Annotated in this window: 18 protein-coding genes and 1 pseudogene; 10 read left to right on the forward strand and 9 right to left on the reverse strand. The window is 72.3% G+C overall.

The window, feature by feature from the left end:
* The first annotated feature begins 121 nt into the window (after positions 1–121).
* The 4 genes from IF88_RS0112055 (at position 122) to IF88_RS0112070 (ending at position 4,929) form a co-directional block, all read left to right on the forward strand.
* On the forward strand, positions 122–985 hold the full coding sequence (locus tag IF88_RS0112055) for a menaquinone biosynthetic enzyme MqnA/MqnD family protein (RefSeq protein ID WP_030710151.1): 864 nt from the start codon (positions 122–124) through the stop codon (positions 983–985).
* 199 nt (positions 986–1,184) lie between these two features.
* Positions 1,185–2,993: a serine/threonine-protein kinase gene (locus tag IF88_RS0112060; protein ID WP_030710153.1), complete on the forward strand. Its 1,809-nt coding sequence runs from the start codon at positions 1,185–1,187 to the stop codon at positions 2,991–2,993.
* Positions 2,994–3,071: 78 nt separating this feature from the next.
* Positions 3,072–4,271, forward strand: a complete 1,200-nt coding sequence (gene mqnC, locus IF88_RS0112065) for a cyclic dehypoxanthinyl futalosine synthase (RefSeq protein ID WP_030710154.1) — start codon at positions 3,072–3,074, stop codon at positions 4,269–4,271.
* Positions 4,272–4,284: 13 nt separating this feature from the next.
* A complete protein-coding gene (locus IF88_RS0112070) occupies positions 4,285–4,929 on the forward strand; it encodes an imidazolonepropionase-like domain-containing protein (protein WP_030710155.1) in 645 nt (214 codons plus the stop codon).
* On the opposite strand, the gene IF88_RS0112075 is transcribed toward IF88_RS0112070, so the two are convergent.
* Positions 4,895–5,260 carry a response regulator transcription factor gene (locus IF88_RS0112075; protein WP_199808066.1) on the reverse strand — a complete coding sequence of 122 codons (366 nt, stop codon included), beginning with the start codon at positions 5,258–5,260 and terminating at the stop codon, positions 4,895–4,897. The two genes, IF88_RS0112070 and IF88_RS0112075, sit on opposite strands and share 35 nt — an antisense overlap.
* A gap of 46 nt (positions 5,261–5,306) precedes the next feature.
* Positions 5,307–6,203 (reverse strand): DUF3152 domain-containing protein, encoded by an 897-nt coding sequence (locus IF88_RS0112080; protein ID WP_037805773.1) that lies wholly within the window; start codon positions 6,201–6,203, stop codon positions 5,307–5,309.
* 265 nt (positions 6,204–6,468) lie between these two features.
* Here IF88_RS0112080 and IF88_RS0112085 point away from each other — a divergent pair, with 265 nt between their 5' ends.
* Positions 6,469–7,161, forward strand: a complete 693-nt coding sequence (locus tag IF88_RS0112085) for a demethylmenaquinone methyltransferase (protein ID WP_030710159.1) — start codon at positions 6,469–6,471, stop codon at positions 7,159–7,161.
* 32 nt (positions 7,162–7,193) lie between these two features.
* A pseudogene (locus IF88_RS40225) lies at positions 7,194–8,089 on the forward strand (glutaminase).
* Between the two features lie 156 nt (positions 8,090–8,245).
* Here the strand turns inward: IF88_RS40225 and IF88_RS0112095 are convergent.
* A complete protein-coding gene (locus tag IF88_RS0112095) occupies positions 8,246–8,773 on the reverse strand; it encodes a GNAT family N-acetyltransferase (RefSeq protein ID WP_030710162.1) in 528 nt (175 codons plus the stop codon).
* Positions 8,774–8,870: 97 nt separating this feature from the next.
* Between IF88_RS0112095 and IF88_RS0112100 the strand changes: the two genes are divergently transcribed.
* Entirely contained in the window at positions 8,871–10,154 is a 1,284-nt protein-coding gene (locus tag IF88_RS0112100; RefSeq protein ID WP_030710163.1) for a geranylgeranyl reductase family protein, read from the forward strand.
* 41 nt (positions 10,155–10,195) lie between these two features.
* Here IF88_RS0112100 and IF88_RS0112105 read toward each other — a convergent pair whose 3' ends face one another.
* The 5 genes from IF88_RS0112105 to IF88_RS42035 all read right to left on the reverse strand — a co-directional run bounded on the left by IF88_RS0112105 (position 10,196) and on the right by IF88_RS42035 (position 14,736).
* Entirely contained in the window at positions 10,196–10,489 is a 294-nt protein-coding gene (locus IF88_RS0112105; RefSeq protein WP_030710165.1) for a hypothetical protein, read from the reverse strand.
* Positions 10,490–10,539: 50 nt separating this feature from the next.
* The gene (locus IF88_RS0112110; RefSeq protein WP_030710167.1) at positions 10,540–11,760 is read right to left on the reverse strand and encodes an ABC transporter permease; all 1,221 of its coding nucleotides are present in this window, start codon (positions 11,758–11,760) and stop codon (positions 10,540–10,542) included.
* The gene (locus IF88_RS0112115; RefSeq protein ID WP_030710169.1) at positions 11,757–12,416 is read right to left on the reverse strand and encodes an ABC transporter ATP-binding protein; all 660 of its coding nucleotides are present in this window, start codon (positions 12,414–12,416) and stop codon (positions 11,757–11,759) included. The genes IF88_RS0112110 and IF88_RS0112115 overlap by 4 nt, the downstream gene beginning before the upstream one ends.
* A 248-nt stretch (positions 12,417–12,664) precedes the next feature.
* The gene (locus tag IF88_RS0112120; protein ID WP_063754794.1) at positions 12,665–14,287 is read right to left on the reverse strand and encodes a peptidoglycan-binding domain-containing protein; all 1,623 of its coding nucleotides are present in this window, start codon (positions 14,285–14,287) and stop codon (positions 12,665–12,667) included.
* The gene (locus tag IF88_RS42035) at positions 14,284–14,736 is read right to left on the reverse strand and encodes a hypothetical protein (RefSeq protein WP_030710171.1); all 453 of its coding nucleotides are present in this window, start codon (positions 14,734–14,736) and stop codon (positions 14,284–14,286) included. The genes IF88_RS0112120 and IF88_RS42035 overlap by 4 nt, the downstream gene beginning before the upstream one ends.
* Before the next feature lie 251 nt (positions 14,737–14,987).
* Between IF88_RS42035 and IF88_RS0112130 the strand changes: the two genes are divergently transcribed.
* Both IF88_RS0112130 and IF88_RS0112135 read left to right on the forward strand, forming a co-directional pair.
* Positions 14,988–15,398 (forward strand): hypothetical protein, encoded by a 411-nt coding sequence (locus IF88_RS0112130; RefSeq protein WP_158754357.1) that lies wholly within the window; start codon positions 14,988–14,990, stop codon positions 15,396–15,398.
* 23 nt (positions 15,399–15,421) lie between these two features.
* Complete coding sequence (locus IF88_RS0112135; protein WP_030710174.1) at positions 15,422–16,381, forward strand: hypothetical protein; 960 nt, start codon at positions 15,422–15,424, stop codon at positions 16,379–16,381.
* 78 nt (positions 16,382–16,459) lie between these two features.
* On the opposite strand, the gene IF88_RS0112140 is transcribed toward IF88_RS0112135, so the two are convergent.
* Positions 16,460–17,299, reverse strand: a complete 840-nt coding sequence (locus tag IF88_RS0112140) for a C40 family peptidase (RefSeq protein ID WP_030710175.1) — start codon at positions 17,297–17,299, stop codon at positions 16,460–16,462.
* A gap of 778 nt (positions 17,300–18,077) precedes the next feature.
* Between IF88_RS0112140 and IF88_RS0112145 the strand changes: the two genes are divergently transcribed.
* On the forward strand, positions 18,078–18,437 hold the full coding sequence (locus IF88_RS0112145; RefSeq protein ID WP_030010013.1) for an NADH-quinone oxidoreductase subunit A: 360 nt from the start codon (positions 18,078–18,080) through the stop codon (positions 18,435–18,437).
* Positions 18,438–18,447 lie beyond the last annotated feature (10 nt).

The raw sequence follows: 18,447 nt of genomic DNA on the forward strand, positions 1-18,447 counted from the left end.
CTGCAACTTGCGTCGAGCCTAGCACGCACCCCGCGGCGGAGACCAGAGGGAAAGATCACGTCACCCGGACGTTTGAGACCCGCCCGAAGGCTGACGCGGATGCGGGGGCTAGTCTCGCGATGTGGACGTCTACCGCAGCCGGCCCCGCGTCGGCCACATCCAGTTCCTGAACTGCCTTCCCCTCTACTGGGGCCTGGCCAGAACCGGCACGCTGCTGGACCTGGAGCTGACCAAGGACTCCCCCGAGAAACTCAGTGAACGCCTCGTCCAGGGCGACCTGGACATGGGTCCGATCACCCTCGTGGAGTTCCTCCGCAACGCCGACCAGCTCGTCGCCTTCCCCGACATCGCGGTCGGCTGCGACGGCCCCGTGATGTCCTGCGTGATCGTCTCGCAGGTGCCCCTGGAACAGCTCGACGGAGCCCGCGTCGCCCTCGGCTCCACCTCTCGTACGTCCGTACGACTCGCTCAGCTGCTGCTTTCCGAGCAGTACGGGGTACGTCCGGACTACTACACCTGCCCGCCCGACCTGAGCGTGATGATGCAGGAGGCGGACGCGGCCGTACTGATCGGCGACGCCGCGCTGCGCGCCTCGCTCCACGACGCGCCCCGGCTCGGGCTGACCGTGCACGACCTGGGGCACATGTGGAAGGAGTGGACCGGACTGCCGTTCGTCTTCGCCGTCTGGGCCGCCCGCAAGGACTACCTCGCCCGTGAGCCCGGCGTCGTGCGCGAGGTCCACGAGGCCTTCCTCGCCTCCCGGGACGTCTCCCTGGAAGAGGTCACCAAGGTCGCCGAGCAGGCGGCCCGCTGGGAGGCCTTCGACGCGGACCTGCTGGAGCGGTACTTCACGACGCTCGACTTCCGTTTCGGCCCCGATCAGCTGGCCGGCGTACGGGAATTCGCGCGCCGTACCGGACCCACGACGGGGTATGCCTCGGATGTGGCCGTGGAGCTGCTGAGCGCGGTGGTCCAGGAGTGCTGACCGGGTTTACCGAGCGGTAGCCGATTGTGTCGGGCGGGCGAATGCGAAGTTTCCCGGGAATTGACGCCTTTTTGCATTTCTGATCGCGGACGGGAAATGCAAAAGGGTGACGGGGCCTTCCCCCGCGCCCGCACGGCCTAGGCTGCTGCTCGGCCGGGTGGCACAAGGCGCCCGCGATCACGGGGGATTGGGGGACGCGATGCAGCCGCTCGAAGCCGGTGAGCCGCGGACCATCGGCACGTACCGGCTGCTCGGCCGGCTCGGTGCGGGTGGCATGGGCCGGGTCTACCTGGGGCGCAGTGCGGGCGGCCGGACCGTCGCCGTCAAGATCGTGCACCCGCACTTCGCCGCCGACGAGGAGTTCCGGGCCCGGTTCCGCCGCGAGGTGGAGGCGGCCCGGCGGGTGGGCGGCGAGTGGACCGCGCCGGTGCTCGACGCGGACCCGGAGGCACCGGTGCCGTGGGTGGCCACCGGATACGTGGCCGGGCCCTCCCTGGACCGGGCGCTGGCCGCGCACGGGCCGCTCCCCGAGTCCTCGGTACGGGCCGTCGGCGCGGGTCTGGCCCGCGCCCTGGTGGCCGTGCACGGGCTGGGCCTCGTCCACCGGGACGTGAAGCCGTCGAACGTGATGCTCACCCTCGACGGCCCGCGGCTGATCGACTTCGGGATCGCGCGGGCCACGGACGGCACCGCCTCGCTCACCTCCACCGGCGTCTCCGTCGGCTCGCCCGGCTACATGTCGCCCGAGCAGATCCTCGGCAAGGGCGTCACCGGGGCGGCCGACGTGTTCTCGCTCGGCGCGGTCCTGGCCTTCGCGGCGACCGGGCGGCCGCCCTTCACCGGGGACAACTCGGCCACCCTCCTCTACAAGGTGGTGCACGAGCCGCCCGAGCTCGGGGCGCTGCCGGCCGGGGAGCTGCGCGAGCTGATCGCGGCCTGCCTGGCCAAGGCGGCGGCCGAGCGGCCGTCCCCGGAGGCGGTCGCGGCGGCCCTCGGCGGTGCGCTGGGCGCCCCCGGCTGGCTTCCCGCGCCCCTGGTCGAGGAGGCCAGCCGGGCCGCCGTGGCACTGCTGGACCTCGACGCCGATTCCACCGGCGGCGGGTCCGGGCCGGGGGCCGGCTTCGGGGCGCCCGACCCGTCGTACGGGGGCGGCGGCGCCACGGCGGACGCCCCGTCGGGGCCGGTGCCGTTCACGGCCGCCTCGTACGGGGGCCCGGCGGGCGCCGGCTTCGCCGCGCCCGGCCCGTACCGGTCCTACGGGAGCCAGGGCTCGGCGCCCGGGGTGTTCGGGGCCCCGACCGGGACCGCGGGCTCGGGCGCCGGCGGCGCCGGCCCGTACGGCCCCTCCGGTCCCACCGCCGGTGGTCCGCTGCCCGGCCAGCGGACCGCCGCGGAGGGGACGGGGGGCCGGCAGATCAGCGTCAGGGCGGCCGGCCGCCGCTTCAGCTGCACCCTCGTCCTCGCCGCGGCCGCCGTGCTCGCGGGGCTGTCCGGCGGGCTGTACGGGATGGGCCTGCTGCCCGGCCAGGGGGACAAGGGGCGGGACGTCGCCTCGGACGGCCCGCGCACCTCCAGCCCGGCGGCCCCGGACGCCACCCGGCCCTCGGGGGCGCCGAGCGCGAGTTCAGCGGCCCCCTCCGGGACCCGCACCGATGTCCCCAAGGAGCTCATCGGCACCTGGAAGGGCACCGTCACCACCGCCCGGCTCGGGGCCTCCACCGAGTTCGAGATCACCATCAAGGGCGGAAAGAGCGGCGAGGTCGTCGCCCGGGACAAGTCGGTCCTGGCGGTCCTCGGCACCGACTGCAGCGGTGACTGGAAGCTGTCCTCCGCCACCGACCGCTCGCTCGTCCTGGACAGTTCGGGCAACCGCAACCCGGCTCCCGGGATCTGCTCCAACGGCTCCGCCGACGAGCGCTTCACCCTCAACGCCAACGGGACGCTGCACTACAAGTCCGGCGACAGCCCCGCGGGGAACCCCGAGGGCGACCTGACCCGAAGCCCGTGACGGGGCGCGGGAACCCCTGGCGTAGGCTGGATCGGTCCGGACCTTGACACAGACACACCGCCGAAAGGTGACTCACCGGTGACCGACCAGGCCGTTCTCCAGTCTGTCCTCGACCGCGCCGCCGCGGGGGGCCGGATCACCAAGGAAGAGGCGCTCGACCTCTACCGCCACGCGCCGCTGCACGCGCTCGGCCAGGCGGCCGACGCGGTGCGCCGCCGCCGCTACGCCGGTACCGAGCACATCGCGACGTACATCATCGAGCGGAACATCAATTACACGAACGTGTGTGTCACGGCGTGCAAGTTCTGTGCCTTCTACGCGGCCCCCAAGGACACCAAGAAGGGCTGGTCCCGCGACCTCGACGACATCCTGCGCCGCTGCGCGGAGACCGTGGAGCTCGGCGGCACGCAGATCATGTTCCAGGGCGGGCACCACCCGGACTACGGCGTCGAGTACTACGAGCACCACTTCTCCGCCATCAAGAAGGACTTCCCGCAGCTGGTCATCCACTCCCTCGGCGCGTCCGAGGTCGAGCACATGGCCCGGATCTCGGGCGTCTCGGCGGAGGAGGCCATCAAGCGCATCCACGCGGCCGGCCTCGACTCCTTCGCGGGTGCCGGCGCCGAACTGCTGCCGGAGCGGCCGCGCAAGGCGATCGCCCCGCTCAAGGAGTCCGGCGAGCGCTGGCTGGAGATCATGGAGATCGCCCACAAGCTGGGCGTGGAGTCCACCTCCACCATGCTGATGGGCACCGGCGAGACCAACGCCGAGCGCATCGAGCACATCGCGATGATCCGGGACACGCAGGACCGTACGGGCGGCTTCCGCGCCTTCATCCCGTACACCTACCAGCCCGAGAACAACCACCTCAAGGGCCGCACCCAGGCGACGATCTTCGAGTACCTGCGCATGATCGCCATCGCGCGGCTCTTCCTCGACAACATCGCCCACATCCAGGGCTCCTGGCTGACCGTCGGCAAGGAGGCGGGCCAGCTCTCGCTGCACTACGGCGCCGACGACCTCGGCTCGATCATGCTGGAGGAGAACGTCGTCTCCTCGGCCGGTGCCAAGCACCGCTCCAACCGCCAGGAGATCATCGACCTGATCCGCAAGGCGGGCCGCACCCCGGCGCAGCGCGCGACGACCTACGAGCACCTCCTGGTGCACGACGACCCGGCGAACGACCCGGTCGACGACCGCGTCGTCTCGCACATCTCCTCCACCGCCATCGAAGGCGGCACGGCGCACCCCGAACTGAAGCTCATCTCCACGAACTGACGCGTCCGACACGATGCTGACGCTCCACACCGCCGAACTCCTCGTATCCGGGCCGGGCTGCGCAGCGCTGCCCGGCGGTGCGGTCCTCGTCGAGGGCGACCGGATCGCCCGCGTGGGACCGTACGAGGACCTCGCCGCGGCCTTTCCGCACGCCCGCACCCGCCGCTGGCCCGGGGTGCTCACCCCGGGGCTGCGGGTGCGCGGGGCGGACGAGCTGCTGGAGCGCACGTACTACCCGGACGACCCGTACGAGGTCCCCGAGCTCGGCGCCGACCCGATCAGCGGTGAGGCCGCGCTGGAGGCGCTGAAGATGACCGAGGCGCGCTGGGGCAACAGTGCCCGGCGCGGCACGCAGAAGCTCCTCGCGCGCGGGGTGGTCGCCGTGTGCGGCCGCTTCACGGTCGCGTCGGTGCGCACGGCGGTGAGCCGCTCGGGGCTGGTGATTCTGCCGCCGGCCGCCTACGAGGGGCCGCCCGCCCTGGATCCCCTCGCCGGCCGGGACACGGCCGGGGAGGCCTTCCACGGGCTCCTGGAGCCGGGCGTCGTGGCCCGCTTCGCGGTCTTCGCGGTGGCGGACGAGGCGGAGTTGCTCGCCCGGGGCGCGACCACCTGCGTGGCCACGGTCATCGGCGGGCGACTGCTCCACCGTCGCCGCTGAGGCGTTCGACCTCGGCGCGCCGGGTGTCCTCGCGGGCGAGGGCCGCGAGCAGGCAGGCCTGCAGGCGGCTGATCCCGCCGAGCTTGGCCCTTATGTTGACCACGTGGAACTTGACCGTGCTGACGGACAGTTGCAGCTCGACGGCGAGTTCCCGGTTGGAGGCGCCGGTGGCCAGGCACAGGAAGACGGCCGACTCCTGCTCGGTCAGCTGTGCTTCGGCGCAGTGCGGGTCGGCGGGCAGGGTCCCGCCCGTCGTCTGCGGCCCGGCCGGTTCGCCGTACGACTCGTACGAGGGGAACCACGAGGGGACGCTGAAGCTGACGACGCGCACGAATTCCACTCCCCCCGAACCGCCCTCCTGCGGGCGACTCTCCCCCTTATGGGACGCGTGGACCGGACAGGTAGGTTCCATTCGGGTCGAACGGCCACGCGTTGGCCTTGCAGCCGAGCAGGCCCTTGATCTGCTGCATCATCGCAGGTGCGGGCTTGCCGGGGGCCGGGCAGGTCTCGTGTTCGCGGCCGATCTCGTGCCCGACCTCGTGGTTGACGATCAGCGCCCGGTACTCCTCCACCGGGCCGTTGAACTGCGGTGAACCCTCCTGCCAGCGCTTGAGGTTCACCACGACGGTGTGTCCGGCCCGGCAGTTGGTCTCGCCGATGAGCTCGGGCGTGACCACGTCGCACAGCAGGTCGGTGGTGGTGGGCGTCGCGATCTTTACGGTGAAGTCCACCGGCTGGCCCGCTCCGACGAGCTGGAAGCCGTACGCCGGGTCCCGGGTCCAGCCGCGCGGATCCGAGAGGATCGCCTCGACCGAGCGGGCGGCCGACTCCGGGTCGACCCCGCTGCCCTCCTCGACCTCGATCCGCCAGCGCAGCGCGGGACCCTTGCCCTTCGCCGCGCCGGCGGTGCTGGAGGCGGTGAAGGCGCCCGGCCGGGCGGGCGTGGCGGCGCCCGACGGCGTGGCCGACGGCTTCTGGGAGGGTGCGGCGGAGGACGGGGACGGTGCGGGGGACGGCTTGCCGCCGTTGGGGACCGCGTTCCCGGCTTCGTCGGCGGACTCCCCGTCCGTCGGCTCCGGCTGGACCGCGGTCCGGCCCCCGGCGGCCGTGGTGGCCTCGTCCTGGGGGATCAGCGCGTACGCGGTCGCCGAGACCGCGACGAGCGCGGCCGAGCCGAGGAGTATGGTGCGCCGCAGCCGCTTGCGCCGCTCGGCCCGGCGCCTGGCGCGCGGGCCGTTGCGGCGGGAACGACCAGTGGAATGGCCTGCCGGCATCGTGGAGCCCTCTGTTCGCGGCGGCCACTGCCGGACCGGCCGCGACTGGGCTCTGATCCGGTGGGTGACCCTCACCGGGCCGCACCCTGGGCAGTCAACGCGTCCGCGGGGGCGCGGCGCAACTGTCCTTCGGACCAGTTCTGCGGTGGGGAACGGGCCCGCCACTGCGGGGCACGGGCGGAGCCCCGGCCGTCGGGAGCGGCGCGGCCTGAGAGGATGGGGCCGTACCCGCCGATCCGCATCGCACACCGAGGGGCGAACGCCAGTGACAAGGGCCTCCCTGGACAAGCAGCCGCACGAAGTCGCCTCCATGTTCGACAGGGTCGCGGCGAACTATGACCTGACCAACGACGTCCTCTCCCTCGGCCAGGACCGGGTGTGGCGCAAGGAGGTCGCCAAGGCGGTCGACGCGCGCCCCGGGCAGAAGGTCCTCGACCTGGCCGCCGGGACGGCGACCTCCTCGCTGCCGTTCGCCGCGACCGGCGCGTACGTCGTCCCCTGCGACTTCTCCCTGGGCATGCTCCAGGAGGGCAAGAAGAAGCACCCCTGGCTGCCGCTGACCGCCGGCGACGCGACGAAGCTGCCGTTCAAGGACGACGTCTTCGACACCGTGACGATCTCCTTCGGCCTGCGCAACGTCCAGGACACCGACGCCGCCCTGCGCGAGCTGTACCGGGTGACCAAGCCCGGCGGCCAGGTCGTCATCTGCGAGTTCTCGGAGCCCACCTGGGCGCCCTTCCGGACGCTCTACATGGAGTACCTGATGCGCGCGCTGCCGCCGGTGGCCCGCGCCGTGTCGTCCAACCCCGACGCGTACGTGTACCTCGCCGAGTCCATCCGCGAATGGCCCGACCAGCCGACGCTCGCCGGGCTGCTGCAGAAGGCCGGCTGGTCCAAGGTCGCCTGGCGCAACCTGACGGGCGGCATCGTGGCCCTGCACCGGGGCACCAAGGCCTGAGGGTGGACACCGCGCCTTTCGATTACGGCGGGCTGCTGGAGCGGATCGTGGCGGACATCGCCCCGCTGCTGGGCAGCGGCACCCCGGCCGAGTACATCCCGGCGCTCGCCTCCGTGGACCCGCGGCAGTTCGGGATGGCGGTCGCCGACCTCGACGGCAACGTCTTCGGGGTGGGCGACTGGCAGGTGCCCTTCTCCGCGCAGTCCATCACCAAGGTCTTCGCGCTCGCCCTCGCCCTGGCCGAGGGCGGCGACAGCCTGTGGGAGCGGGTCGGCCGGGAGCCCTCGGGCAACCCGTTCAACTCGCTCGTACAGCTGGAGTACGAAAACGGCATTCCGCGCAATCCGTTCATCAATGCGGGCGCCCTCGTGGTCACCGACGTGCTCCAGACCCTGACGGGTGACGCGAGCAGCGAACTGCTGGAGTTCCTCCGGCAGGAGAGCCAGAACCCCGACATAGGCTTCGACGCCGAGGTCGCCGCCTCCGAGCAGTCGCACGGCGACCGCAACGCCGCCGTCGCCCACTTCATGGCCTCGTACGGCAACATCGTCAACCCGGTGCCGGCGCTGCTGGAGCACTACTTCTGGCAGTGCTCCATCGAGATGAGCTGCGCCGACCTGGCCCGTGCCGGACGCTTCCTGGCCCGGCACGGGCTGCGGGCGGACGGCTCGCGGCTGCTGACGCGCAGCGAGGCGAAGCAGGTCAACGCGGTGATGCTGACCTGTGGGACGTACGACGCGGCGGGCGAGTTCGCGTACCGCGTCGGCCTGCCGGGGAAGAGCGGGGTCGGCGGCGGGATCGTGGCGGTGGTCCCGGCCGGTGCGTCCTGGCCGTCTGGAGCCCCGGCCTCGACGCCCGCGGCAACTCGGTCGCGGGTGTGGCCGCCCTCGACCGCTTCACCACCCTGACGGGCCTCTCGGTCTTCTGAACGGGGCTCCGCCCCGAACCCCGCTCCTCAAACGCAGGAGGGGCTGGATTTGGCTGAGGCCGCACCATCCAGCCCCTCCGGCGTTTGAGGAGCGGGGTCTGGGGCGGAGCCCCAGGGCCGGGCGGAGCCCGGTCACTCGCGGCGCAGCGGCCCCGGTCAGCCCCGGCCGAGCGCCAGCTCGTAGCGCCGGGCCGGGTTGCCCGCCGGAGTGGTGAACTCCTCGGTCAGCTCCATCCCGAGCCGTTCCGCCACGGCCACGGACCGCGCGTTACGGGCGTCGATCATCGCCACCACGTGCGGAACACCGGCCGCCCGGACCCGTTCCAGCGTGGCCAGCGCAGCGGCATACGCGTAGCCCCGCCCCCACGCGGAGCGCCCCAGCCGCCAGCCGATCTCGATCTCGCCGACCGGCCCCCACGACTTCTCCGCGGGCCACGGCTGCGCGCCGGTGAAGCCGATCACCGCGCCCTCCCCGTCCAGCAGGGTCCACAGGCAGTAGCCCAGCTGGGCGTCGTGCATGCGCTGGCGCGCGGACAGCTCCTCGTACGCGGACAGTTCCGCGGGACCACCGAGGAACTCCATGACGTCGCGGTCGGCGAAGACCGCGTGCCAGGCGTGCGCGTCCTCGTCCGTGGGCACGCGGAGCTGTACGGCGGGAAGCGGCCGGGTCGGGGAGGTGGTCATCGGAGGCACCCTTCGGATCGCGATCTCTCTCGCTGCATAGACTGCACATGTCCGGTGCCGTTGGGCACCCTTTATCGAGCCTTCGGGAGACCCCGCAGTGACCGAGCTCCTCTCCGAACACTCCGCGGACGTGATCGTCGTCGGGGCCGGGCCCGCCGGCTCGACCACCGCCTACTACCTCGCCAAGGCCGGATTGGACGTCCTGCTGCTGGAGAAGACGGCGTTCCCGCGCGAGAAGGTCTGTGGTGACGGCCTCACCCCGCGCGCCACCAAGCAGCTGGTGGCGATGGGCATCGACATCTCCGAAGAGGCCGGCTGGCTGCGGAACAAGGGTCTGCGCATCATCGGCGGCGGCCAGCGGCTGCAGCTGGACTGGCCGGAACTCGCCTCCTATCCGGACTACGGACTCGTCCGCAAGCGCGACGACTTCGACGAGACCCTGGCCCGCCAGGCGCAGAAGGCCGGCGCCCGGCTGTACGAGCGCTGCAACGTCGGCGAGCCCGTACGCGACCCGCGCACCGGCCACATCACCGGCGTGCAGGCGAAGCTGGGCGACGAGAAGACCCCGGTCACCTTCCGCGCCCCGCTCGTCGTCGCGGCCGACGGCAACTCCTCCCGGCTGTCCCTCGCGATGGGCCTGCACCGGCGCGAGGACCGCCCGATGGGCGTCGCCGTCCGCACGTACTTCACCTCGCCCCGGCACGACGACGACTACCTGGAGTCCTGGCTGGAGCTGTGGGACCGGCGCGGCGCGCAGGACCGGCTGCTGCCCGGCTACGGCTGGATCTTCGGCATGGGCGACGGCACCTCCAACGTCGGCCTCGGCATCCTCAACTCCTCCTCCGCCTTCAAGGAGCTGGACTGGCGCGAGGTCCTCAAGGCCTGGTGCGCGTCCATGCCCGAGGACTGGGGCTACACCCCCGAGAACATGACGCAGCCGATCCGCGGGGCTGCCCTGCCGATGGCCTTCAACCGGCAGCCGCACTACACCAAGGGCCTGCTGCTGGTCGGGGACGCGGGCGGGCTCGTCAACCCGTTCAACGGCGAGGGCATCGCGTACGCCATGGAGTCCGGCCAGATCGCGGCGGACGTCATCGTGCAGGCGCACGCCCGGGCCACGCCGGCCCAGCGCGAGCTGGCGCTGCACAACTACCCGAAGGTGCTCAAGGAGACCTACGGCGGCTACTACACGCTGGGCCGCGCCTTCGTGAAGCTGATCGGCAACCCGAAGGTGATGAAGATCGCCGCGCAGCGCGGCCTGACCCACCCGGTCCTGATGCGCTTCACGCTGAAGATGCTGGCCAACCTGACCGATCCCACGGGCGGCGACGCGATGGACCGCATCATCAACGGCCTCTCGAAGGTGGCCCCGAAGGCCTGAACCGGGCGGTGGACGGCGGCGCCCGTGCGGGCGCCGCTCGTTCAGTCCTCCGTGGTCGTGGCTTCGGCGACGGCCGCGTCGGGGTCGGTGTCCGGGCGGCCGTGCACCGTACGGACGCACCTCGCCAGCAGCACCAGCCCGCACACCAGCAGCGCGGCCGAGGCGGTCCAGCCGAGCCCCAGCGTGAGCGGGTGCCCCGGCTTCTGCCAGGGGCGGGCGGTCGTCAGCAGCCAGCCCCCCACGGCGAGCAGGCCGAGCCCGAGCGCGGCCGGGACGGCGGTGGGGTCTGCGGTGGGGTCGCCGGTGCCGTGGGACTCGTACGGCTTCGGGTTCACGGGACCACCACCTCCGGGGGCGGGCCGCTCTGACGGTCAGGGCGCCGCCGCTATCTTCGCAGGGCCTCGGCCGGTTCGACACGGGCCGCCCGCCAGGCGGGATAGAGGCCGGCCAGCAGCCCGGTGACCAGGCCGACGAGCGGGGCCGCGGCGACGGTGACCGGATGGATCACCGGGGTCCAGTCCCGGGCGAGCGAGACGGCGACGACGGTCAGTTCGCCCAGCGAGGTGCCGACCAGCCCGCCAAGGGCCCCGAGGGCCGCGGACTCGGTGAGGAACTGCGCCGAGACGTGCCGGCCGCGGGCGCCCAGCGCCCGCCGCAGCCCGATCTCGCCGGTCCGCTCCAGCACGGCGACGAGCGTGGTGTTGGCGATCCCGACGGCCCCGATGACCAGGCAGATCCCGGCGAGCAGCAGGAAGAGCGCGCTCAGGTCGGAGGTGACGCCCGAGCACAGGGTGCGCGGATCCGGCGGCGGGACGGCCTTGAGGTACTCGGGGTGGTCGGGCCGCAGCGCGAGCGGGGCCAGGTCGGCGACCTGCCGGGCGGCCCCGAGCTCGGTGGAGATCAGCATGCTCGCGGAACCGGGCGACGGCGGGCCCCACAGCTGCTCCGCGGTACTGCGCGGGACGAGGACCGACATCAGGTGCTCGGGCCGGCGTTCCAGGTCGGCGACGATGCCGCCGACGGTGAAGGGCTCGTGGCCGATGTAGAGGGCGGGCCGGGTGGCCAGGGTGGTGATCCCGAGACGGGCGGCGAGACCGCTGCCGATGACGACGACGCGCTCGTGGCCGCGCTCCGCGAAGTCGTCGTAGAGCCGCCCCTGCTGGAGGGTCGGGACGAGGGCGGCGACGGCCCCGGGGGACGCCGCGACGACGGCCGCGCCGGTGGTGGCCTCGCCGGCGCCGGACGGCAGCGGGCCGACGGAGGTCCGCGAGTCCAGCCGTACCGTCCACATCTCCCCCGCGTGCTCGACGCCGGCGACCGCGCGCAGCCGCCGTTCGGCATCGGCGGGGAGGCCGGGCCCGGCGAACTCGTCCTGCTGCCCGGCGACGTCCTCGATGCTCACCTCGGTGGCGGTCAGGACGTTGAACCGGCCGTCGATCTGCGAGGAGATGGTGGCGGTGAGGCCGAGTACAGCCACGAAGCTGCCGACGCCGAGGACCGTGCCGAGGGCGGTGAGCGCGGCCCGGCCGGGGCGGCGCAGCATGCCGGCGACCGCCTCGGACAGGGCGTCGCGCAGGGACAGCCGGGTCGGTGCGACGGTGCTCACAGGTGCAGCCGCCCGTCGCGGATGGTGACGGTCCGGCGGCCGCGCCGGGCCACTTCGAGGTCGTGCGTGATGACGAGGACGGTCATCCCGGAGCGGTGGAGGTCGTCCAGCAGCCCGAGGACGGAGGCGGCGTTGGCCGAGTCGAGGTTGCCGGTCGGCTCGTCGCACAGCAGCAGCGAGGGCCGTCCGACGAGGGCGCGGGCGATGGCCACGCGCTGGCGTTCGCCGCCCGACAGCCGCCCGGGCACGGCGCCGGCCCGGTGCCCGAGACCGACTTGGTCCAGGGCCTCGCGGGCCCGTACGAGGCGCTGGGCGCGCGGAATTCCGGTGTAGAGCATGGCGAGGGTGACGTTCTCCAGGGCGGACCGGTGGGGCAGCAGGTGGAAGGACTGGAAGACGAAGCCGATGCGGCGGCCGCGCAGGGCGGTGCGCTCCCGGTCGGGAAGGGCCGCGGTGTCGATCCCGTCGAGGAGGTACCGGCCGCTGGTGGGGGAGTCGAGCAGTCCGGCGACGTTGAGGAAGGTGGACTTCCCGGAGCCGGAGGGGCCCACGACGGTGATGAACTCGCCGCGCCGCACGACCAGGTCGCAGGGGTGGAGGGCCTCGACGGGCGGCGGCCCGGGGTAGGTGAGGCCGACCCCGCGGAACTCGATCACGGGGGCGGCCCCGCGCGCCCCGGCTTCCGACGCTTCGGCCGCGCCCGCCTCGGTTTCGGACGCTTCGGCTTCGCCCGCCTCGGTTTCGGACGCTTCGGCTTCGCGCGCCCCGGCTTCCGACGCCTCGGCTTCGCGCGCCCCGGCTTCCGACGCCTCGGCTTCGCGCGCCCCGGCTTCGGACGCCTCGGTGTCGGCCTCGGGCGGCCCGGCATCGGGGGAGCCGGCCCGGGAGCGCCGCGGCAGGAGCCTCACTCGGCCGTCCCGCGGTTCTCGCGGGTCCCGCGGGGCGCGACCCCGATCACCACGCGGGTGCCGGCCACGAGGGAGCCCGCCTGGGCCGGGGTGACGGCCACGAAGCCGTCGCCGCTGGTGCCGGTGCGTACCTCGATGCGCCGCTGGCTGCCCTCGGCGGACACGGCGGTGACGACCGTACGCCCGTCCGCGCCGGCCGACACGGCGGTGACCGGGACCACGAGCGCCTCGCCGTCGGTGGCGGCGGACTCGATGGTCAGCCGGACGTCCTGACCGGCGAAGCCGGCGGGCAGCGGCTGGTCCGCGCGGACCACCATCCGGTAGCCGAGATCGGCTCCGCCGCCGCTGCCCCCGCCGGCGGAATCCCCGCCGCCCTTGGCGCTCTGGCCCTGGTCCTGCTGCTGCGGCCGGCCGGCGGGCTGCGCGGCGGACCGCTCGGCGGCGACCAGCGCCACCTTCCCGCGGACGTCGGTGCCGGAGACCTCCGAGGAGACCACCACCGCCATCCCGGCGCGCAGCAGCTGCTTCTTGTCGTCCCTGAGGTAGGCCTCGACGACGAGTTCCCCGGCGGAGAGCGTGAGCACCGGGCCCGAGACGGGGGAGCCGACGCGGGCGCCGACGGAGCTGACGCGGGCCGGGAAGGAGCCCAGGAACACGGTCTCGGCGGCGGGCAGCATCGGCCCGTCGGCGCCCTCGGCGGCCGCGAGCGCCGCCTGCGCCTCCGTGAGGGCCTGCCGGGCCCGCACCAGCTCCCGCCCGGAGCCGGAGCCCGCGCCGCCGCCCGCTCCCGCGCCCGCCGTCGTGCCGCCCTTGCCGGAGCCGGAGCCGGAGCCGGAGCCGGATCCGGCTCCGGCTCCGGCGGGCGCGGGGGTGCCCGAGGGGCCCGGCCCGGCGGTGGGTCCGCTGCCCTGACCCGCGGAACCGGCGGAGCCACTCGCGTCCTCGACGGCCCACGTCGCCGCCCGGACGGCCTCCCGCGCCGACTTGAGCGCCGCGCCGCCGTCGGCGACCGCGGGCAGCGGCTCGTACCCGATGGCCCGGTAGCGGGCGGCGAGCGCGGCCTTCGTACCGGCCCCGAAGACGCCCTTCGGGTCGGCGCCGGTGCCGTGCCCGAGCTCGCGCAGCGCCTGCTGGACCTGCGCGACGTCGTCCCCGGTGGCCCCCGGCTTGAGGTCCCGGTACATCGGCTGCGTGCCGTGCAGGGTGAACACCGGCCGCCCGGAGACCTCGGCGATCAGCTGGCCCGCCGTGACCGGGTCCCCGGCCTTCGGCGGCAGCTTGGTCACCATGGCCGCCCCCGACCCCGCGCCGTCGCCGGAGCGGATCCCCTGCGGGGACACCTCGACGCTCTGGTCGGCGACGACGGAGCCGCGCATCACCAGGGTCTGCGCGAGGACCCGCCGTTCGACCTCCGCCGTCAGGGCTCCCTGCGCGGGCGGGCCGGTCTCCGCGGCCACCTGCGCGGGGGACTTCACGAGCGTGGTGGCCAGCAGCCCCCCGATGGCCATCAGCGTGGCCCCGCCGACGACCCCGAGCACCACGCGCCGCCCCCGCGCGAGCCCGCTGCGGTCGTCCTCCGGGACCTCGGTGTGCTCCACGACGTGATCGAGCTCGCTCATCTCTGCGGCCGGCACTTCTTCAACGCCTCCACGTGGTCGCGCTTGAGCGCGGACCACTGCTCGGGAGTGCCCTTGGTCTGGTCGGTCTCACCGGTGACCGGGTCGGGGTCCGGGTACCAGGACACGCCCTCGGCCCGCAGGCACGCGGCCTCCTTCTGCGCGGCGGCGAGCTGCTCCGGCTCGGCCGGCCGGGGCTTCGCCGGGGCCGGCAGCAGCGACTCGCAGGCCTTGTGCGCCTCCTCGTTCCAGGGCTTCGACTTGTCCTCGCGGGGCGCGCCGTAATCGGTGTGGACGATGGCCACGCCGTGGTTCTTCAGGCAGTCGTAGTAGGCGATTTCCGCGGCGGTGGGCGGCGGACTGTCGCTCGCCCCGGGTTCGTCGTCCCCGCCGCCGCATCCCGTCAGCGAAATGCATATGAGGAGCAGTGGAGCGAAATAGCGTGCGTGCACGACGGGAGTTCCCTTGCGGCGGTAGAAGTGGGATCGGCGCGCCCGTGCGAGAAGTGCGAGGAGTGCGCGCCGGGGGATAGTAGAGAGCAGAAAGTGCGCGCACAAGTTCCTGGTCAGTAACCAGACATGACTGTCCATCAGGTGAGAAGGACTTGGTTTTCGGGCGCCGTGACCTGTTGAATCCCGGCCGACGGAGAGTCGTGATCATGTTCCGGCTCGACGTCGCCATTTCACCTGCAGAGGAGCAGATCATGAACAAGGCATTCCGCGTGCTGACCACGGGCGGCGTCGCCGCCGTATCGGTGTGCGCGATTCTCCTGGGCACGGCCGGACCGGCCGCGGCCATGGGCAAGGACGGAAATCTGGAAGTCGACGAGTTCGGTCTTTTCTACTACCAGAATCAGTCCGGTTGTGTCTTTGACCTGTACGGCGAGGACCTGAACTTCAACGACAACTACTTCAAGAGCGGGTGCACGGGTGCCGGGGCGCTCGTGAACGACAACACCGAGTCGTACAAGAACCGCGACGTCTACGCCTGGAAGGTCGCCACCGACGCGAACATCGACGGCAATGTCGGTGAGATCCCGTCGAACTATTCCGGCAACGCCTCGGCCACCTTCAAGAACAAGATCAGCTCGGCCACCTACACCCTCCACCCCTGATCCGGACGAAGGAGTTCCCTGCTATGCGCACCGCCCGGCGCCTGCGTCTCGTCGCCCCGGCCGTCCTGCTGGCCACGGCGCTGGCCGGATGCTCCGGCGCCGGCGGTGCGCAGGGCGGCGAACCGGAGCTCGGCCCCGTCGAGTCCAATCCGGCGACGGCCGCGCTGTCCTTCCCGATGGACGCGTACACGGACACCGAAGCCGAGCGGATCCGCATGGGCCAGGTCCAGCAGATGCTGGTCTCCCGGTGCATGGCCCGGTACGGGTTCACGTACGAGGGGGTGAAGGCGGCCGCCCCGTCCGGCGGCGGGGCGCCCGAGGACCGGCACCGGTATCTCTTCGGCCTGGCCGATCCGGCGTACGCGGCGGCCCACGGGTACGACAAGTCCGCGGGGGAGGGGGTGCCGGCCAAGCCCCCGGCGCCGCAGCTGAGCGACAGCGCCTACGTCGTGATGAACGGCGAGCAGCCGGGAGCCCAGGGCGGCAGGATCCCCGACGCGAACACCGAGGAGGAGGCCGCACAGCTGGACAGCGGCCTGATGGCGGGCGGGCAGAAGGTACCGGCCGGCGGATGCGCGCGGGAGGGCTACCGGAAGCTGTACGCGCCGACGAGGGACAGCGTGGACCTGCTCTTCACCTTCGGGCTGGCCTCGGAGGCGCACGAGCGGTCCCGGCAGGACTCCCGGGTCGTCGGCATGCTGAAGAACTGGGCGGCATGCATGGACAAATCGGGATACGGCGGGGTCGCCACCCCGTATGAGGTCATCGAGAAGCTGGGCCTGCAGGACGACAAGGGCGGCAGGAAGGCCGTCACGGCCGCCAAGGCCGACGTCGCGTGCAAGCGCGAGGTGAACCTCGTCGGGATCTGGGCCGCGGTCGAGAAGGCCTACCAGGAGCGGCTCGTCGAGGAGCACGCCGAGACGCTGGCGCTCTACAAGAAGCAGCGCGACGCACGCTTCAAGCTGGCGGCGAGCCTCGTCTGAGGCGGGCCGAAGGGCCGGTACTCCACCCCCGAGCGGGGGAGTACCGGCCCTTTCGTGCCTTGGTGACGATCCGGAGGATCAGAGGACGCGGACGGCGCCCGTCGGCTTGTCGTAGCTCAGGTTGCGCTCGACGATGCCCGTGCTGGGGTTCTGCGCGCCGACGAACTTGCCGCCGCCGACGTAGATGGCGACGTGGTACGCGCTGCCCTTGGAGCCCCAGTACAGGATGTCGCCCGGCTGAAGGGCGTTCAGGGACACCGAGGTGCCGGCCGAGGACTGCGCCTGGGACATGCGCGGCAGGGAGATGCCGGCCTGGCGGTAGGCGGCCTGGACGAGCCCGGAGCAGTCGAACGAGGACGGACCGGTGCCGCCCATGACGTACGCCTTGCCGACCTGCGCACGGGCGAAGTTGACGATCGCGGCGGCGGAGCCGGTGGCCGGGGCGGTGACGGTACCGGTGCCCTGGGAGCTGCCGGAGCCGGAGGCCGAGGTGCTGTTGAGGGAAGCGCGGGCGGAGGAGCGGGTGGCGCGCTCGGCCGCGGCCTTGCGGTCCGCCTCCTCCTTCTCCTTCTTCTCCTCGTCGGCCTTCTGCTGGGCCTCTTCCTTGGCCTGCTTCGCCTCGGCGGCGGCGCCGGTGCGGGCGCTCTCCTCCTGGGCGGTCAGTTCGCCCTCGAGGGCGGCGAGACGGGTGTTCTCGGCTGCCGTGGTGACGGCGGAGGAGACCTCGGCGGCCAGGTCCAGGTTGAGGACCGGCATTTCGAGCGTCGTCTCGGCCACGGGCTCGGACGGGGACGCGCTCGCGGTGCCGGCCATGGCCAGGGTGCTGAGGACGCCACCGGCAACTCCGGCGCGGACCGCGAGCTTCGAGGCGCTACGACGGGGCTTCCGGTGGCTGGGTATGTGAGCGGTGTGGGACATGAGGACAACCGCTATCAGGGCGCCCGGGGTCCCTTCAAGAAACGTGGGTTGCGCCACAGTTGCCCGCGAACGGCGCTAACCGGGCGCGTCCGGCTCCTTATTGACGCCGTAACGGGCGAAACGGACAGGCCTTCACAAGGCTGTGATCATGGGGTTTCTGAAATAAGTCCGAAATGATCCACGACCTACCATCCCTCCGCACAGATGGCCAAGCCCTCTTTCGGAAGCACGGATTCATAGTGGCGCAGGTCACAGGAGTGTCACGCGATGCGGACGCTGTGCCCCGGCCGTGACCTTCCTGTGAAGAGCCCGGGAGGTTCGTGAACGGATGCACGCGCTCGGGCGCCCTCCGCTCCCCTCCTCTGCCCCGCGTCCACCTCCGTACGCGCCCGCCCCCCGACCGGGCGACGTCGATCCCCTTATCACCGCCGCGTGCGTGGTGCCAATTTGCCTGCACCGGCCATCGTTTGATAGTGCTGCGCGCCCTCTACCTGCGGTAACGGGGTCGGATGTCACCTTTGGTGATCGTGTGGATGCTTCACGTATGAAGATCACCACTCGGTGGGCTTCATGATCGTTCGTCGGGTGGTGGAGATCACAAACTCGGTGTTGTAACCCGTGTCGCAGATCACAGACGAGCGGGCATAAGATGCGCACGAGTCCGGCTTGTGAACTGCCTCACATGCAAGCGCTCGATTGAAGCGTGATCTTCGCGAGGCGGCGCACGCGGTGCCGGCGGCGGTCCAACGGTCAAGGACGACTGGAAGGAGCGAGGAGCGTGAATGCGTACGCACCCATCCTCGTGCTCGGCGCCCTCGGCGCAGGGTTTGCGATCTTCTCCGTGGTCATGGCCACGCTGATCGGCCCAAAACGGTACAACCGGGCGAAGCTCGAAGCTTACGAGTGCGGCATCGAGCCGACACCGATGCCGGCCGGCGGCGGCCGCTTCCCCATCAAGTACTACCTGACGGCGATGCTCTTCATCGTCTTCGACATCGAGGTTGTCTTCCTCTACCCCTGGGCCGTCACCTTCGACTCCCTGGGGATCTTCGGGCTCGTCGAGATGCTGCTCTTCGTGCTCACCGTCTTCGTCGCCTACGCCTACGTGTGGCGCCGCGGCGGCCTGGAATGGGACTGAGGGGCTGAAT

Source organism: Streptomyces sp. NRRL F-2580, from assembly GCF_000720115.1.
In the GTDB taxonomy this organism is placed as follows: domain Bacteria; phylum Actinomycetota; class Actinomycetes; order Streptomycetales; family Streptomycetaceae; genus Streptomyces.

Excerpts from the sequence above, each read along its gene's own strand:
- IF88_RS0112135 (WP_030710174.1), top strand. The coding sequence starts at position 15,422 with ATGCGCACCGCCCGGCGCCTGCGTCTCGTCGCCCCGGCCGTCCTGCTG.
- IF88_RS0112095 (WP_030710162.1), bottom strand. The coding sequence starts at position 8,773 with ATGACCACCTCCCCGACCCGGCCGCTTCCCGCCGTACAGCTCCGCGTG.
- IF88_RS0112140 (WP_030710175.1), bottom strand. The coding sequence starts at position 17,299 with ATGTCCCACACCGCTCACATACCCAGCCACCGGAAGCCCCGTCGTAGC.
- IF88_RS0112120 (WP_063754794.1), bottom strand. The coding sequence starts at position 14,287 with ATGAGCGAGCTCGATCACGTCGTGGAGCACACCGAGGTCCCGGAGGAC.
- IF88_RS0112130 (WP_158754357.1), top strand. The coding sequence starts at position 14,988 with ATGAACAAGGCATTCCGCGTGCTGACCACGGGCGGCGTCGCCGCCGTA.
- IF88_RS0112080 (WP_037805773.1), bottom strand. The coding sequence starts at position 6,203 with ATGCCGGCAGGCCATTCCACTGGTCGTTCCCGCCGCAACGGCCCGCGC.
- IF88_RS0112070 (WP_030710155.1), top strand. The coding sequence starts at position 4,285 with ATGCTGACGCTCCACACCGCCGAACTCCTCGTATCCGGGCCGGGCTGC.
- IF88_RS0112060 (WP_030710153.1), top strand. The coding sequence starts at position 1,185 with ATGCAGCCGCTCGAAGCCGGTGAGCCGCGGACCATCGGCACGTACCGG.